The organism is Hyphococcus sp. D3-15, from assembly GCF_055809375.1.
Genome location: NZ_CM147910.1, coordinates 3,981,161 through 3,997,146, shown reverse-complemented (window position 1 = coordinate 3,997,146; position 15,986 = coordinate 3,981,161). Strand labels below are relative to the sequence as shown.

The 15,986-nt window shown below is 61.5% G+C and carries 17 protein-coding genes; 13 read left to right on the top strand and 4 right to left on the bottom strand.

Annotation, left to right across the window (positions count from 1 at the left end; all coding sequences use genetic code 11):
* Positions 1-213 precede the first annotated feature (213 nt).
* From AC0L8G_RS19225 to AC0L8G_RS19170, 12 genes are all read left to right on the top strand, one after another.
* On the top strand, positions 214-696 hold the full coding sequence (locus AC0L8G_RS19225) for a Na+/H+ antiporter subunit E (protein WP_473385792.1): 483 nt from the start codon (positions 214-216) through the stop codon (positions 694-696).
* Positions 696-962 carry an MrpF/PhaF family protein gene (locus AC0L8G_RS19220; RefSeq protein WP_473385791.1) on the top strand — a complete coding sequence of 89 codons (267 nt, stop codon included), beginning with the start codon at positions 696-698 and terminating at the stop codon, positions 960-962. Before AC0L8G_RS19225 ends, AC0L8G_RS19220 begins: the two co-directional genes overlap by 1 nt.
* Positions 959-1,324 carry a monovalent cation/H(+) antiporter subunit G gene (gene mnhG / locus AC0L8G_RS19215; RefSeq protein ID WP_473385790.1) on the top strand — a complete coding sequence of 122 codons (366 nt, stop codon included), beginning with the start codon at positions 959-961 and terminating at the stop codon, positions 1,322-1,324. Before AC0L8G_RS19220 ends, mnhG begins: the two co-directional genes overlap by 4 nt.
* Entirely contained in the window at positions 1,321-1,950 is a 630-nt protein-coding gene (locus AC0L8G_RS19210; protein ID WP_473385789.1) for a DUF4040 domain-containing protein, read from the top strand. Before mnhG ends, AC0L8G_RS19210 begins: the two co-directional genes overlap by 4 nt.
* Positions 1,950-2,390, top strand: a complete 441-nt coding sequence (locus AC0L8G_RS19205; protein ID WP_473385788.1) for a Na(+)/H(+) antiporter subunit B — start codon at positions 1,950-1,952, stop codon at positions 2,388-2,390. The genes AC0L8G_RS19210 and AC0L8G_RS19205 overlap by 1 nt, the downstream gene beginning before the upstream one ends.
* 3 nt (positions 2,391-2,393) lie before the next feature.
* Positions 2,394-3,152, top strand: a complete 759-nt coding sequence (locus AC0L8G_RS19200) for a sodium:proton antiporter (RefSeq protein ID WP_473385787.1) — start codon at positions 2,394-2,396, stop codon at positions 3,150-3,152.
* Complete coding sequence (locus AC0L8G_RS19195; protein ID WP_473385786.1) at positions 3,149-4,654, top strand: monovalent cation/H+ antiporter subunit D family protein; 1,506 nt, start codon at positions 3,149-3,151, stop codon at positions 4,652-4,654. Before AC0L8G_RS19200 ends, AC0L8G_RS19195 begins: the two co-directional genes overlap by 4 nt.
* On the top strand, positions 4,651-6,174 hold the full coding sequence (locus AC0L8G_RS19190; protein ID WP_473385785.1) for a proton-conducting transporter transmembrane domain-containing protein: 1,524 nt from the start codon (positions 4,651-4,653) through the stop codon (positions 6,172-6,174). Before AC0L8G_RS19195 ends, AC0L8G_RS19190 begins: the two co-directional genes overlap by 4 nt.
* The gene (locus tag AC0L8G_RS19185; protein WP_473385784.1) at positions 6,174-6,509 is read left to right on the top strand and encodes a hypothetical protein; all 336 of its coding nucleotides are present in this window, start codon (positions 6,174-6,176) and stop codon (positions 6,507-6,509) included. The genes AC0L8G_RS19190 and AC0L8G_RS19185 overlap by 1 nt, the downstream gene beginning before the upstream one ends.
* Positions 6,510-6,670: 161 nt before the next feature.
* Complete coding sequence (locus AC0L8G_RS19180; RefSeq protein WP_473385783.1) at positions 6,671-6,955, top strand: hypothetical protein; 285 nt, start codon at positions 6,671-6,673, stop codon at positions 6,953-6,955.
* Complete coding sequence (locus AC0L8G_RS19175; RefSeq protein WP_473385782.1) at positions 6,956-8,683, top strand: Na(+)/H(+) antiporter subunit D; 1,728 nt, start codon at positions 6,956-6,958, stop codon at positions 8,681-8,683.
* A 145-nt stretch (positions 8,684-8,828) separates the two neighbouring features.
* Complete coding sequence (locus AC0L8G_RS19170; protein WP_473385781.1) at positions 8,829-9,251, top strand: helix-turn-helix domain-containing protein; 423 nt, start codon at positions 8,829-8,831, stop codon at positions 9,249-9,251.
* Here the strand turns inward: AC0L8G_RS19170 and AC0L8G_RS19165 are convergent.
* The gene (locus AC0L8G_RS19165) at positions 9,248-9,649 is read right to left on the bottom strand and encodes a SufE family protein (RefSeq protein ID WP_473385780.1); all 402 of its coding nucleotides are present in this window, start codon (positions 9,647-9,649) and stop codon (positions 9,248-9,250) included. The two genes, AC0L8G_RS19170 and AC0L8G_RS19165, sit on opposite strands and share 4 nt — an antisense overlap.
* 138 nt (positions 9,650-9,787) lie before the next feature.
* Here AC0L8G_RS19165 and AC0L8G_RS19160 point away from each other — a divergent pair, with 138 nt between their 5' ends.
* On the top strand, positions 9,788-11,971 hold the full coding sequence (locus AC0L8G_RS19160; RefSeq protein WP_473385779.1) for a tetratricopeptide repeat protein: 2,184 nt from the start codon (positions 9,788-9,790) through the stop codon (positions 11,969-11,971).
* 38 nt (positions 11,972-12,009) lie between these two features.
* Here AC0L8G_RS19160 and AC0L8G_RS19155 read toward each other — a convergent pair whose 3' ends face one another.
* Genes AC0L8G_RS19155 through AC0L8G_RS19145 form a run of 3 tightly spaced genes read right to left on the bottom strand, consistent with a single transcriptional unit; the run spans position 12,010 to position 15,931 of the window.
* Complete coding sequence (locus AC0L8G_RS19155; protein ID WP_473385778.1) at positions 12,010-13,809, bottom strand: glycoside hydrolase family 15 protein; 1,800 nt, start codon at positions 13,807-13,809, stop codon at positions 12,010-12,012.
* Complete coding sequence (otsB, locus tag AC0L8G_RS19150; protein WP_473385777.1) at positions 13,806-14,531, bottom strand: trehalose-phosphatase; 726 nt, start codon at positions 14,529-14,531, stop codon at positions 13,806-13,808. Before otsB ends, AC0L8G_RS19155 begins: the two co-directional genes overlap by 4 nt.
* 26 nt (positions 14,532-14,557) lie before the next feature.
* Positions 14,558-15,931, bottom strand: a complete 1,374-nt coding sequence (locus AC0L8G_RS19145; protein WP_473385776.1) for an alpha,alpha-trehalose-phosphate synthase (UDP-forming) — start codon at positions 15,929-15,931, stop codon at positions 14,558-14,560.
* Positions 15,932-15,986 lie beyond the last annotated feature (55 nt).

The following is a 15,986-nucleotide window of genomic DNA, read 5'->3' as shown; positions in this document are numbered from 1 at the left end:
ATCCGTTGATTTCTGCGCGGAATCTGCGAGATTGCGCCAGTGCGGCGGACCCTGCTGCGCTGTGTCGCGCAAGGCGGTTCCCGCTGGCGCTTCGGTTTCTGTTGTCTCCTGCGCGTTGCGTCTTTATTCCTGCGCTGGCGACATTTCATTCGGCGGCGCCGCCAAATTCTGATTGGCGGCCGGGGCAAAAGAGAGGTTCCTCCAAGAGGGCTGATGGGGCGGTTTATCATCCTCGTTCTGGCGCTGGCCGCATTGTGGCTGCTGCTGTCGGGTTATTTCGACAAGGCGCTGCTGCTCGGTCTGGGCGCGATTTCGGTGCTGGTCACGGCGTGGCTCGCCGTGCGCGCCAAGGTGATGGACGATGACAGCGTGCCGACCAGCCTGATGCCGAAGATCTTTCTGTATTGGGGCTGGCTCGCCGGGGAAATCGGCAAGGCCAATCTCATCGTCATGCGTCAGGCGCTTTCCGTCGAACCAAAGCTTTCGCCGAAAATGTTTGTCGTCCCATGCCCGCCGAAAAGCCCGGTCGGCATGGCGACCTTCGCCAATTCCATCACCTTGACGCCGGGCACGGTGTCGGTCGATCTGCGCGAAGGCGGCATTCTGGTGCATGGCCTGACGGAAGAGTTGAGCGACGTCGCGGCGATCACCGATATGGGCGCGCGCATCGCCGCTTGCGAAGGGGGCGCGAAATAATGTTCGCCGCCGCCACCGCCGCTGTTCTCGCCGCCATGGTGCTGACGCTTGTGCGCGCCTTTGCGGGCCCGTCGCTTTATGACCGCATTCTCGCCGGCAACTCCTTCGGCACCAAAACCGTGCTGCTGATCGGGCTCATGGGCTTCCTCACCGGAAGGCCGGATTTCCTCGATATCGCGCTGCTTTATGCGCTGATCAATTTCGCATCGACCCTGGCGATCCTGCGGTTCTTCTCTTATCGCAGCTCCCGCGAGGAGGCGTCATGAGCGAACAGATCGCGCAATTCTGGGCGGATATCGAATTCTATCGCAATGTCATCTCCTGGGCCTGTTTCCTGTTTGGCGGGCTCGCCGTCATTTCCGGCGCCTTGGGGATTGTGCGTTTCCCGGATTTTTACACGCGCCTTCACGCCGCCGGCGTCACCGATACGGGCGGCGCGGAAATGATTCTGATCGGCATGCTGTTTCAGGCGCCGACCTGGATCATAGCGATGAAATTGTTCTTCATCGGCGCGTTCATGTTCTTCACTTCGCCGGTCGCCACCCATGCGATTGCGCACGCCGCCTGGATGGTGGGCTTCAAGCCGCTTGTCGGGCCTGAGCTGCGCTATAAGGAGGACGGCGAATGACGAGTTTTGAAACCGCCATGTCGCCGATCGTGTTTCTCGATCTGGCGCTGCTGACCATGCTGTTTCTGGTGGCGGTGGCGATGTTGCGCTCGCGCCATCTCTTCGCCGTCGTCATGCTGTCGGGGATTTACTCGCTTCTGTCCGCGTCCTTTTTCGTGTCGCTCGATGCGGTGGATGTGGCCTTCACCGAGGCGGCGGTGGGCGCGGGGATTTCAACCGTCTTGATGCTCGCCGGCATGTTGCTGACGGCGCGGCGCGAAAAGCCGAAGACGCCGGGCCGCGCGCCGGTCGCGCTGGCGGCGGTGGTCGCGACGGGCGCGGCGCTGTTTTATGCGACGCTGGACATGCCCGCTTTCGGCGATCCGAGCGCGCCCGCCAATGACGGCGTCGGCCAGCAATATGTGGAACTCGCCGCGTCGGAAATTCCGATGCCCAATATCGTCACGGCGATTTTGGCCAGCTATCGCGGCTTCGACACGATGGGCGAGACCATGGTGATTTTCGCCGCCGGCGTTGCGGTGATGCTCTTGCTCGGCATTGGCTCCGTGCGCGGCGGCCGCGAAGTCACCGACCCGGCGCCCGAACAGAATGCAACGACCAGCGCCAGTTCCGGGAAGGGTGAATAATGGATCATCTCATTCTCAGAGTGACGATGAAGCTGATGTTCGCGCCGATCATCCTTTATGCGTTTTATGTGCAGTTTCACGGTGATTACGGCCCCGGCGGCGGCTTCCAGGCGGGCGTGATTTTCGCGGTGGCCTTTATCCTGCACGCTTTCTGCGTCGGCCTTGAAGAGACCAAGAAAGTGCTGCCGCAAAAGGCGCTGACGATTTTGATGGTGCTCGGCTTTCTGTTTTATGCGGGCACGGGGCTCGTCACCATGCTGCTTGGCGCGAACCTGCTCGGCTATGACGCGCTGGCGCCGAATTCGACGCATCATGCAGGTCAGCATTACGGCATCTTGCTGGTGGAATGGGGCGTCGGGGTCGCGGTGGCGTCGACCATGCTGACGATCTTCTATCATTTCACCGGCCGCGAGCCCGACATCGATCAGGAAGACTGGTAGACGATGGACGACTGGCTCACTTTCGCGCTTGAACGGTATAATTACTGGATCTTCATCGTGCTGATGATGACCGGGCTCTACACCGTTTTTGCGCGCGGCAATCTGGTGAAGAAGATTGTCGGTCTCAATATTTTTCAGACCTCGGTGTTCATCTACTACATCTCCATCGGCAAGATCGCCGGCGGCACGGCGCCGATCTATATGGGCGGCGAGCTTGAGGCGGCGGCCCATCATGGATCGGAAGAAGGCGGCGATCACGGCGCTGCGGCCGGGCATGGCGGCGAACAGGGCGTTGAGGCGCTGCACGCCAAGATCGACAATAGCGCGCTGGACCATGGCAATGAGTTGAGTGACGCGCTGAAACATGCGCCCGAACCCCATGACGGCGCGTCGCTGCATGAATTGCCCGAAGCGGGCGGCAAGATCGCCAACACCATTAGCTCCCATGCGGACAAGGCGCCGCCGCTTCCCGATGCGGGCGGTTTTGATGTCGCCGGCGACGCCGCGCATGGCGCCGTATCGGGCGCCGCAGACGCCTTGCATAGCGCCGCCGAAGCGGTCGTCTACACCAACCCGCTTCCCCATGTGCTGATCCTCACCGCGATTGTGGTCGGCGTCGCGACGACGGCGGTGGGCCTCGCCCTCGCCGTGCGCATTCGCGAAGCCTACGGCACGATTGAAGAAGACGAATTGGAAGCTGCGGACGAAATCGCCGAGTTCGGCCATCAGGCCGGCGCTCAGCAATCGGGAGCGGCCGCATGAGTCTGATCGCCCAACTTCCCGTTTTGCCGGTCATCATGCCGATCATGGCGGCGCCGATCACGCTGCTCCTGCCCAAGGGGCGGGCGCCGCATCTATGGGCGTGCCTGTTCGCGTGGCTGACTTTCGCCGCTTGCATCGCCTTGATGCAGGAGGTCTCCGCCAATGGACCGATCTCCTATCATCTTGGCGATTGGGCCCCGCCCATCGGCATTGAATATCGCGTTGACCTCGCCAATGCGCTGGTTCTGTTGCTGGTGTCGGGCCTGGCGGCGGTGGTGTTTCCTTACGCCTATCGCTCGGTGCAACTGGAAATAGACGAGCGTCAGACGCCGCTTTTCTACAGCGCCATGCTGATCTGCATGACCGGTCTTCTGGGCGTGACGATTACCGGCGACGCCTTCAACGTCTTTGTGTTTCTCGAAATCTCGTCCCTGTCGACTTACGCGCTGATCGCCATGGGCGCGCGGCGCGACCGCCGGGCGCTGACCTCCGCGTTCAACTATCTGGTCATGGGCACGATCGGCGCGACCTTCTTCGTCATCGGCATCGGGCTTTTGTATCAGGCGACCGGCACGCTCAATATGGGCGACCTCGCGGACAAGCTGGTGGGCCAGGACAACCGCATGGTCTCGGCCGGCTTCGCCTTCATCCTGGTCGGCATCGGGCTGAAGCTCGCCATGTTCCCGCTGCATCTGTGGCTGCCCGGCGCTTACACTTATGCGCCGTCGGCGGTGACGGCTTTTGTTGCGGCGACGGCGACCAAGGTCGCGGTCTATGTGCTGATCCGCTTTTTCTTTTCGATCTTCAATTTCGATTTCGCCTTTATCGGTGCGGCCTTCACCTATGTGCTGCTGCCGCTCGGCCTCGCCGGCATGTTCATCGCGTCTCTGGTGGCGCTGTTCCAGGATGACGTGAAGCGCATGCTCGCTTACTCCTCGGTGGCGCAGATCGGCTATATGCTGCTCGGTCTTTCCTTCGCGACGGTTGAGGGGCTGACCGCGACGCTGGTGCATGTGTTCAACCACGCGCTGATGAAGGGCGCCTTGTTCATGGCGGTCGGTTGCGTCGTCCTGCGCGCGGGCTCCCATTCGATCCACGCTTTCGCCGGCCTGTCCAAACGCATGCCGGTCACCACCTGGGCGTTCCTGCTCAGCGGGTTGTCGCTGATCGGCGTGCCGCTCACTGTCGGGTTCATTTCCAAATGGTATTTGCTTGAAGCCGCCTTTGAAGCCGGCCACTGGTATGCAGGCTTTTTGATCGTCGCCTCTTCGCTGATCGCGCTCGCTTATGTGGGCCGCGTCGCGGAAGTCATGTTGCTGCGCGACCCGCCGGAAGAGGGCAAATACGCCATGGCGAAAGAAGAGGCGCCGCTCTCCATGCTGATCCCCATGTGGATACTCGTTTTCGCCAATATTTATTTCGGCATCCGCACCGATTTGACCGGCGGCATCGCGACCCGCGCCGCTGAAGCGCTGATGGCGATGGCGGGAGGCGCGCCATGATCGACGCCAATCTCGCTATTCCGTTAAGCCTTGGCGTGCCGCTGGCCGGCTTCATCGCCATCTGGCTGCTCGACAAGCAACCGAACCTGCGCGAAGCGGCGACGCTGATCTCCGGCGTTATCCTGTTCTCGCTGGCGCTGACCGTGTTTGCGGCGGTGGCTGGCGGCGCGCGCCCGTCCTTCGAGATGATGACGGTGATCGACGGCTTGCCCATCGCCTTTGAGGCGGAACCGCTGGGCGCGCTTTTCGCGGTGATTGCGTCAGGGCTCTGGATCGTCAATTCGGTCTATTCCATCGGCTATATGCGCGGCCATCACGAGACCAACCAGACGCGCTTTTACATGTCCTTTGCGGTGGCGATCTCCGCGGCCATGGGCGTCGCCTTCGCGTCGAACCTGTTCACGCTGTTCATCTTCTATGAAGTGCTGACGCTGTCGACCTTCCCACTGGTCACCCATTATGGCGACGAAAAAGCGCGCAAGGGCGGTCGCATCTATCTCGGCGTCTTGATGGCCACATCCATCGGCCTGCTGCTACCGGCGATTGTCTGGACTTACGCGATCACCGGCACCACCGACTTCACCGTTGGCGGCATCATGGCCGCCCATTCCGATGCGGTGGCGCCCATCGCTGGCGTGCTGATGGGGCTTTATGTGTTCGGCATCGGCAAGGCGGCCTTGATGCCGGCGCATCCCTGGCTCCCCAACGCCATGGTCGCGCCGACCCCGGTTTCGGCCTTCCTGCATGCGGTTGCGGTGGTCAAGGCGGGCGTGTTCTCCGTCCTGAAAGTCGCGGTCTATATTTTTGGCGTCGACTTTTTGTCGGCGACCGGCGCGGCGACGCCGTTTATGTGGATCGCCGGCGGCTCGATCCTGCTCGCTTCGGCGATCGCGATGCACAAAGACAATCTGAAAGCCCGGCTCGCCTATTCCACCGTGTCACAGCTTTCCTATGTGACACTGGGCGCCATGCTCGCCACCAATATGGGCGTGATGGGCGGGGCGATGCAGATCGCCGCCCACGCGCTCGGCAAGATGACCCTCTTCATGTGCGCCGGCGCGATTTACGTGGCGCATCACAAGACGCTGGTCTCTGAGATGCGCGGCATGGGCCGGATCATGCCGTTCACCTTCGGCGCGTTTTTTCTGGGCGCGATGTCGATTATCGGCCTGCCGCCCATGGCGGGGTCATGGCCGAAATTCTTTTTGATGCTCGGCGCGGCGGATGCGGGACAACTGGCGATCATCGCGGTGCTGATGGTCTCCTCGATCCTCAATGTGATCTATCTGCTCTCCATTCCGGTGCAGGCGTTCTATATGAGCCCCGCGGAAGGCGATGCGAAACCGCAAGGGGTCAATGAAACCGGCGGCGAAGGCGCGGGCATCAAATGGGGCGCGCTGAAAGAAGCGCCGATCCTGTGCCTCGCGCCGCCCATGGTGACGGCCGCCGGCGCCTTCCTGCTCTTCTTCTTCGCCGACCCGCTTTATAATTTCCTCACGCCGCTGATCGGGGGGCAGTGATGGAGATTGCGCCGGTCACGCTGATTGAAATCTTCTTGGTGGTGTTCGTTCTCATGGCGATCATGAGTCTGATATCCATCACGCGATATGTTTTGTTTGGGCATAGATTTCCCAGGGTTTTTATTTGGCAACCCAGCGATGCCTGGCCAAAATGGACCATTGCCGTATGGGCGCTGATTATTTTGTCGGTATCGGCCTATATATTGACTTCATTTTTTGAAGACATGTCCTCACACGGAATCTTCCCTTTCGGGATTGGAGAGAAGGAGCTAACGGGCATCTTCTCCTCCAGCTTGCTAAGCAATTCCCACACGCCGCTGATCGGGGGGCTGTGATGTCTCTGTCTGTGAGTTCGGTTGCGATTATTCCCCCCTTGAAAAGGGGGGGCTAGGGGGGATCGCTTGTCCTTTGATCCCCACCCGAAAATTTCCGCAAAATTTTCGACCTCCCCTTTGCAAGGGGAGGTGAACAGCGCACCGGTCACGGAGTCTGTGCTATGAGCGATAATCACCAAAACAATCCCGACGAAAAGTCCGGCTGGGCCGACACCAAGGGCTTCCGCAATGCGTTTCTCGGCGTGCTTGTCGTCGCGGGCATTCTCGCCGCTGTCGCCGGTTTCGTGCCCGCCTTTCAAAACCCGCATCCGCATTTCAAGGCTGAAGGCTGGGGCGTGTTTTTCGCGGTCTGGGGCTTTGCCGCCTTCATGTTTATCGTCCTCGTTGGCCAGCATTTGCGCAAGCTCGTGGGCCGCAAGGAAAATTACTATGAGGAGCGTGAATAGATGACCGCGCTTTTCGACGCCTTTCTCGCCAGCCCCGCCGTCATCCTGACGGTCGGCGCCTTTGTCCTGTTCTTCCTGCCGCGCCATCTGGCGCCGGTGTGGATGCTGCTGGTGACGGCGTTCTCCGCGATCAAACTCTACACGCTCGGCATTGGCGAATATGGCGCGCTCGCCTTGTTCGGCGAACAACTGACCACGGTGCGCGTCGATCCGCTGTCGCGGATTTTCGCGGTGGTGTTCCACATCGCGATTGCGCTCAACATTATCTACGCCTGGGGCCAGCGCGACCGGGCGCAGAATTTTGCGACGCTCGCTTACCCGGCTGCGGCGCTGGGCGGCGTTCTCGCCGGCGATCTCGTCACCCTGTTCTTCTGGTGGGAGATGGCGGCGATCACTTCGGTCTTCCTCGTCTGGGCGCCGGGCACGCGGGTCACCTATCTCGCGGGCATGCGCTATCTGGCGATCCAGATCCTGTCGGGCGTGTTGCTGCTTGGCGGCATTGTCCTGACCTATCGCGAGACCGGATCGCTGGCCTTTGATTTCGTCGGCCTGCGCGACGCCAGCGGCGCATTGAAGTTTTCCGCGCTGGTCATGTTCCTCGCCTTCGGCATCAAGGCGGCATTTCCGCTGCTTCATAACTGGGTGCAGGACGCCTATCCGAAATCGACGATCACCGGCGCGATCATCCTGTCGATATTCACCACCAAGCTTGCGGTCTATTCGCTGGCGCGCGCCTTCCCCGGCCAGATTGAGCTGGTATATATCGGCGCGGTGATGACGATCTTCCCGATCTTCTTCGCGCTCATCGAAAATGATCTCAGAAAAGTTCTCACCTATTCCATCAACAACCAGGTGGGATTCATGGTGGTGGCCATCGGCTTTGGCGCGATCAACGGCGCGGCGGGCTACGCTTTCGGCAATATCATTTTCGAAGGCTTGCTGTTCATGGCGCTGGGCGCGGCGATGTACCGGACCGGCACGTCGAAAGCGACCGAGCTGGGCGGGCTCTACAAGACCATGCCGATCACCATGGGGCTTTGCATTGTCGGCGCGCTGTCGATCTCGGCTTTCCCCGGCACGCTCGGCTTCGTCACCAAGGGCCTCATCATCAATGCGGCGGGCGAGGCGCATATGATCTGGATCTGGCTGGTGCTGCTGTTTGCATCGGCTGGCGTTCTTGAACATGCGGGCATCAAGATTCCGTTCTTCACCTTCTTCGCTCATGACAGCGGCAAGCGCCCGAAAGAAGCGCCGCTCGGCATGACCATCGCGATGGGCATTGCGGCGGTGCTGTGCATCGGGCTCGGCGTCTATCCGGACCCGCTTTATGCGCTAATGCCCGATCAGGCGGCGATCGCCGATTACCACCCCTATACGGCCTATCACATTGTCGAGCAGCTTCAGCTCCTGCTCTGGGCGGTGCTGGCCTTTGCGGTGCTGGTGCTCCTGAAATGGTATCCGGCGGAAGTGCCGTCCACCAATCTCGACTTCGATTGGCTCTGGCGCGTGCCTGGCCGCGCGCTTTTGGGATGGGCGGCTGGTGCGTCGCGCGCAACATGGATCGCGCTATGGGGGATTTTCTCCGGCAATGTGCAAGCGCTGATGGCGCGGATTTACAACGTGCACGGACCGGAAGGACAGCTCGCGCGGGCCTGGCCGATTGGCTTCATGGCGCTGTGGACCGCGGTTTTGCTGGGGCTCGTGCTGGTTATCTCTTTCCTCGCCTAAGGTTTTTTGCGCCGCAGCGCGCAATCAACCTTAACGCGCGCGCAATTAGGACGACGGCGCGTCATCCCCGCTTTTTTTGCGGCATTTATCATACCTCCCAATAGAGGCCCGTTTTTTGCGCTGAGCCTCTCAGACGGGAGGTGACATGCCGAAGAAATCGGACCGCTTTTCACAGACCGCTTGCCGGTTGATCGCGCGCATGGCGAAAGAAATCGTGTGCGAGGCCTACAGCATTCCTCATGCGGAGCTTATGGCGTCGGATCGGCGAGGGGCGGCGTTGTCGCGCGCCCGCCAGATCGCGATGTATCTCGCCCATGTGGTCGGGCAATTAACGCTGAATGAAGTCTCTGAATTTTTCCATCGCGACCGCTCAACCGTGTCGCATGCCTGCATCAATATCGAAGACAGCCGCGACAGTCCGGTGATCGAGTTGCAGCTTGATTATATGGAGCGGCTATTGCGCGATCGCATCCGCGATGCGGAAGCGGCGGGATTGTTTACGCGGCGGCCTGCGCTTGAGAAAAAAGCCATGGTCGTGCGCCGTCTTAATCAGCATCAGGCGGGTTAAGCGGCGGCGGCGATGTCGCGAATGCGTTTGACCATCGAGGCGAGCCCGTTGGAACGCTGCGGCGTGAGGTGATCTTTCAGGTCGAAAGGCGCGAGGGCCGCCTCCGGATCAATGGCCAGAATCTCCGCCGGCGTCTTGCCGGAATACAGCGCCAGCATCAGCGCCACGAGGCCCTTGACGATATGCGCGTCGCTGTCGCCCTTCAGCGTAATCGCATCGCCCCGATGATCGGCATAGAGCCAGACCTGGCTGGCGCAACCGCGCACCTTATGAGCGTCATCGCGGAAGCCTTCCGGATAGGGCTCCAGATTGCGCCCGAGATCGATCAGATATTTGTAACGCTCGTCCCATTCATCGAGGAAGGTGAAATCGCCGGCGATGTCGTCAAAACTTGGCATGGGCGGGAGATAGGGCCTTGCCCGGCCCGGTGCAAGCGCGGGAAGCGCCTGAATTTCTTAGGGTTTAGGTCGCACGCGGCGGAGACTTCCCAGCCGGCTTATGATAAAACGCCGTTTGGAAACCGTCCCGGGGGGCGTATGGGCTCTTTGTTTCAGGAACTGCGGCGGCGCAATGTCTTCCGTGTCGCTGGCGTTTACGCTGTGACCGGCTGGCTGATCATTCAGGTGATCGTCGCGGTCAAGGTCCCGCTCGGCCTGCCAGTCTGGACCGACACCTTCTTTATCGTGCTGGTGCTTGCCGGATTTCCGGTGGCGCTGCTGTTCGCCTGGGCCTTCGAGATGACCCCGGAGGGGATGAAACGCACCCAGGCGGTCGCTCCCAGCGAAAGCATCGCCGCAAAGACCGGACGCAAGCTCGACTATGCGATCCTGATCGGGCTGGTGCTGGTCGCGGTCATCGTGATTGCCGACCGCGTCATGCCCCACCGCGCTGACGGGGCGGCGCAAGCCGCCGTCGCCGCCGCCGAAATTCCCGATGCCGCGCCGGCGTCAGCCGCGCCCGCCTCGGCGCCCGGCGACAAATCCATCGCGGTGCTGCCCTTTGTCGATCTCTCGCCAAGCGGCGATCAGGAATATTTCGCAGACGGATTATCGGAAGAGCTGCTCAACGTGCTCGCCAAGACGCGCGCCCTGAAAGTCGCGGGCCGCACATCGTCTTTCGCCTTCAAGGGCGACAATCGCGATTTGCGCGAGATCGGCGAATTGCTCGATGTCGCCTATATTCTCGAAGGCTCCGTCCGCAAGGCTGGCGAGAAAATCCGCGTCACCGCCCAGCTCATCAAGGCGAGCGACGGCTATCATGTTTTCTCAGACACCTATGATGGCGATTTGAACGACATTTTCGCGGTGCAGGACGCCATCGCCGCAAAGATCGGCGGCGCCTTGAGGGCCGAACTGATGGGCGGGGCGAATGCCGCAGAAACGGCGGCGCCGTCTGATCTCGCCGCTTATGATCTCTATCTGCTCGCGCGCCAGCGCATCTATACGCGCGAAGCCGAAAAGATGAACGAGGCGGCGCAGATGCTCGACCGCGCCATTGAGCTTGATCCCGAATTCGCGCCCGCCTATGCGCAACGCGCTATCGTGGCGTCCCTGCTGTCGGGCAGCTCAAGCTCCTATGGCGATATGCCGGTGGACGAGGCCGACCGGATAGCGAAAAAGTTTGCCGAAAAAGCAATTGCGCTTGACCCCAGTCTCGCCGAGGCGCATGCCGCGCTCGGCCTTCAACGATACGGCGGCGGCGGGACGTTCGAGGAAAGAGCGGCGCCGCTGCAGCGCGCGCTGGAGCTCAATCCGACGCTGTCCGATGCGCGGAACTGGCTCGGCATTTTGTATCTCGACGCAGGGCGCATCGACGAGGCGCTCGCCGCCTATGAGGCGATTTTCGAGCGCGATCCGCTTTATGGACCCGCCTTCGCCAATCTTGTCGGCGGGTACGCCACAAGGGGGCAGATGGACAAGGTCGCCGCCCTCACCGAGCGCGTCGCGCGCATCGGCGGAGAAACGCCGGTTGTTCTTCTGGCGCGCGGCATGATTGCTAAAGCGTCCGGCGATCTGTCTCTCGCCATTGAATATTTTCGTCAGTCATCGGAGAATTCCAACAGCAACGTGCTGCGCTATCAATATTCGACAACGCTGCTCCAGGTCGGCGAACTGGAGGAAGCGCTCAATATCTCTATTCCCAGCGATAAACCGGAAATTCTCTATGTCATGGGGCGCAAGGAGGAAGCGCTGGCGGCGGTCGCGGCCTTGCCGAAACTCGATTATGGCGATCCGGCGATTCTCTATTCGACCTTCGCCGTGAACGCCCGCGCCGGGCGATACAAAGAGTCGGCGGACTATCTCAGCGACAATTTCGGCGATCTCGCGAGCGTTGCGGCGGATTCGCCGACATCGGCCTCGGACTGGCTCGGGTCGCTTGCCTATTCCTATAAAAAACTCGGCCGCAAGACCGAGTTCGCCGAAGCGCTCGCCATGTTGGAGGAAGCCTATGCCGTCCAGGTCAAAAACGGCAGCGACTCGTGGTGGCACTGGTTGTTGGCGGCGGAGCTGGCGCTTTTGAAGGACGACGATGCCGGCGCCCTCGCGCATCTGAGAACGGTGCAGGAAAAAGGCGGCCTGTGGGCGCCGACTTTCTGGCCTGTGACGTTCGCCGATTTGCGCGGAAACGAGGAGTTTCAGGCGATTCAGGCGGAGATGATGACCCGGATCAACGCCGAACGCGCCGATCTCGGCCTTGCGCCCCTGTCGCCGTCGCAATAGGGGCGATGACCCATTTCGCCGGCGGCGAAGGCTAGGCGCTAGACCACTTCATCCCAGCGCGGAGAGAGCCGCGCGGCGGCGTTGATGATCCCCGCCATGGAATAGGTCTGCGGGAAGTTCCCCCACAATTCGCCCTTAGCAACGTCAATGTCTTCCGACAACAGGCCGAGCTTGGTGCGATGCGCGAGCACGTCTTCAAACATGGCGCGCGCTTCATCCTTGCGGCCAATGCGCGCCAGCGCGTCAATATGCCAGAAGGTGCAAGCGGTGAAGGCTGTTTGCGGCTTGCCGAAATCGTCTTCCGCGCGATAGCGATAGACGTGATAGCCCTCGCGCAGTTCTTCATCGACGCGCTCGACCGTCGCCACATAGCGCGGGTCCATGGGGTCGATGAATCCGATCTCCGCCATCAGCAACACGGACGCGTCAAGCTCTTCCCCGCCAAAGGCGCCGGTGAAGGCATTGCGTTTTTCATGCCAGGCTTCTTTTAAGATAACGGCGCGCATGGCGTCGGCGCGGCCGCGCCAATAGCTCATGCGATCATCGCGGCCGAGATGATCGGCGATGCGCGAAAGCCGGTCGCAGGCGGCCCAGCACATGATCGCCGAGGATGTGTGCACATTTTCACGCCCGCGATATTCCCAGATGCCCGCATCGGGCGTGGTGTAGACCGCCCAGGCGCGCTCTCCCACTTGCTCGAATTGTTCAAACTCCAGCGGCCCGGCCTGGGTCAGCAGACGCTCGTCGAAAAACGCCTGGGACGCGCCGAGAATCACATGGCCGTAAACATCATGCTGAATATGTTCCGCCGCCTGATTGCCGAAGCGCACCGGACCCATATCGCGATAGCCTTTAAGATCGGGCGCCGTCGCTTCGATCAGGTCTTCTTCCAGGGAGATTCCGTAGACCGGCTGGATGTGTCCGCCCTTGGTGTGGGCGACGGTGTTGCGCAGATAAGAAAGGTAATGCTCCAGCGTGCCGACCGCCGACAGGCGATTAAGCGCTGTCACCGTGAAATAGGCGTCGCGCAGCCAGCAGAACCGGTAATCCCAATTGCGCTCTGAGCCGCCATGTTCGGGGATCGATGTGGTGAGCGCCGCGACGATGCCGCCGGTTTCTTCATAGACGCAGAGTTTCAAGGTGATGGCGGCGCGGATCACCGCCTCCTGCCAGACTGGCGGCACGGCGAGGCGCCGCGCCCAGCCGCGCCAATCCGCGAGAGTGCGTTTTTCCCATTCGGTCGCCATCACCGCCGGATTGTCGGAAAGCGATTCATCCGGACCCAGAATAAAACTCGCCTCGCGGTCGAGGACGAATTCCTGGCTGCCCATAATGTAGGAGACCGGCGCATTGGTGGTGAGGCGAAAGCCCGCCTGGTCGTTCTTGAAACGGATATGGGAGACGCCGCGCGTCGGCGCCATTTCGCTCGCGCCGCGATCGGTCTGCGCTTTCAGCGTCACCGAGATTTTCGGCATGCCGCGCAAGGGCGTCACCCGCCGCACGATGGAGGCAGGGCGGAAAGTGCGGCCCTTGTCGAAAAAGCGCGGCGCGAAATCGGTGATGGAAATGGCGGAGCCGTCTTCGGCCTCCAGCACGGTTTCCAATACGGCGGTGTTTTTCAGATAACGCTGACGCGTCGCGCACAGGCCGGACAGCGCGATGGAGAAAACCCCTTCGCCGCCGACCAGTTGGTTGAACACCGGTTCGCCGTCAAAACGCGGCAGGCACATCCAGACCACATCGGCTTGTTCGTCGATCAGGGCGGCGATGGTGCCATTGCCGACAATGCCGAGTTCGAGATTGGGCCGTTCGGTTGGGGTTGGGTTTTTTTCGCTCATGCCGCCGCCGCCTCCAGCCATCGCCAAACATCGTCGGGATCGGAAAGCCGGAACATCGCCCGGCTGTCTCCGGCGCCGACCTTCACGCCCTTGCCGCCCGCCTCGATGGCGTAAGCGATGGCGTCTTCATCGGTTGCATCATCGCCTATCATGATCGGCGCGCGCCCGGCAAATGGCGCCCGCTCCATCAGTTGCGCCAGCGCGCGGCCTTTATTGGCGTGCATCGGTTTTGCTTCATGCACCATCTTGCCGGACTGCATGACATAGCCCTCAACGCCGTCGAGCACTTTCGCCATCGCCGCCGCGAGCGTGTCGCCGGCTTCAGGCGCGGCGCGGTAATGCAGCGCCAGCACCGGACCTTTTTGTTCAAGCCTTGCGCCCTCAACGCCGGCGGCGATGAGATCGAGCGCGGAGACAAGCGCGGGCGGCGCGGCGAGGGGCGCGTCTTCGGCGTTCTCGCCGGGCGCGCAGATTTCAAGACCATGAGCGCCGGCGCGCCAGAGCCCGTCCGGCGTGCGCGCGATCAGATCGCGCATATCGCGGCCGCTGATGATCGCCAGCGCGCCGCCGAGCTTTTCCGCCAGCGCCGATAAAATCGCCGCGCCATGGGCCGGCATGGAGACGGCGTCGGGATCGAGTTGGATGGGCGCCAGCGTGCCGTCGAAATCGAGAAACAGCGCGGCGTCAGGGCCGGGAAGGGGCGGCGCGGAAAGGGAGCTCATGCTGCTTTACACCACAAACGCAAGGCTCAGGACAATCCGCCAGGCGCGAGGTCGGACAGAAACTGCTCGCGCCACCAGCCAATATCCTGCTCCGCCGTCACGGCGCGCAGTTTCCGCCAGCGGCGCTGGCGTTCCTCCAGGGGCATGTTGAGCGCGGTGTGAATCGCTTCGGCGACATTCTCCGTATCATGAGGATTAACGATCAGCGCATCTTGAAGTTGCTCGGCGGCGCCGGCGAATTCCGACAGGATGAGAACGCCGGGATCATCTTCTTCCTGCGCCATCACGAATTCCTTGCAGACAAGGTTCATGCCGTCGCGCAGGGGCGTGACGAGACAGACGCGCGCAATGCGGAACAGTCCGGCGAGTTCCTCGCGTTCATAGGAGCGGGCGAGGTAGCGCAAAGGAATCCAGTCGAGATCGCCATAATCGCCGTTAATGCGCCCCGCCAGCCCGTCCAGCTTGGTGCGCAGTTCCTGATATTCCTCGACCTTCGAGCGCGAGGGCGGGGTGATCTGCGTCACCGAGACCTTGCCGCGCGTGTCGGGGAAATTGTCGAACAGGCGGCCCACCGCCTCGAAGCGTTCCGGCAGGCCCTTGGAGTAATCCATGCGGTCGACGCCGATGACGAATTCGCGCCCGCCGAGAAACCGGCCGATGCGTTCAGCGGCTTCATTCGCCTTTGCGCTATGGGCGGCTTCGACAAACCCGTCCGCATCAATGCCGATGGGATAGGCTTTCACCGTCATCACCCGATCGAAGACGCGCACCCGCCCTTCGCCGAGATCTTCGCCGCCGCAATCATCGATCAGATATTGCACGAAATTATAGCGGTCGCGTTCGGCCTGAAAGCCGACCACGTCATAGGCGCAGAGGGCGCGCGCGATCCAGTGATGTTCGGGCAGGGCGCGAAACACTTCCGGCGCCGGGAAAGGGATGTGCAGGAAAAATCCGATCGGGCCTTCCCAGCCCGTATGGCGCAGGGAGTCCGCCATCAGCAGGAAGTGATAATCATGCACCCACACCACATCGCCTTCGATCAGGCGCGGCGCGACCTGTCGCGCAAGGCGCTGATTGACGGCGGCGTAAATGGTGAAGGCGTCGCGGTCGAAAGAGGCGAGATCGATGCGGTAATGAAACACCGGCCACAAGACGCGGTTGGCGTAGCTCAGATAATAGCCTTCATATTCTTCGCGGGTCAGATCGGTGAGCAGGAATTCAACGCCGTCATCGTGAAAGGCGTGTAAGCGGCGCGCCTCATCCTCCACGACCTCGCCGCTCCAGCCGAACCAGACGCCGCCGGTAGCTTGCAGCGATTCCCATACGGCGACCGCGAGCCCGCCCGCCCGCGCCTTGGGGTCGACGGCGGTTCGGTTCGAAATGGCGACAAGGCGGGTCATGTTCCATCCAATGCAGACCCGCATGCGCTTGGGCGCATGTCTTGCCGCCTGAACG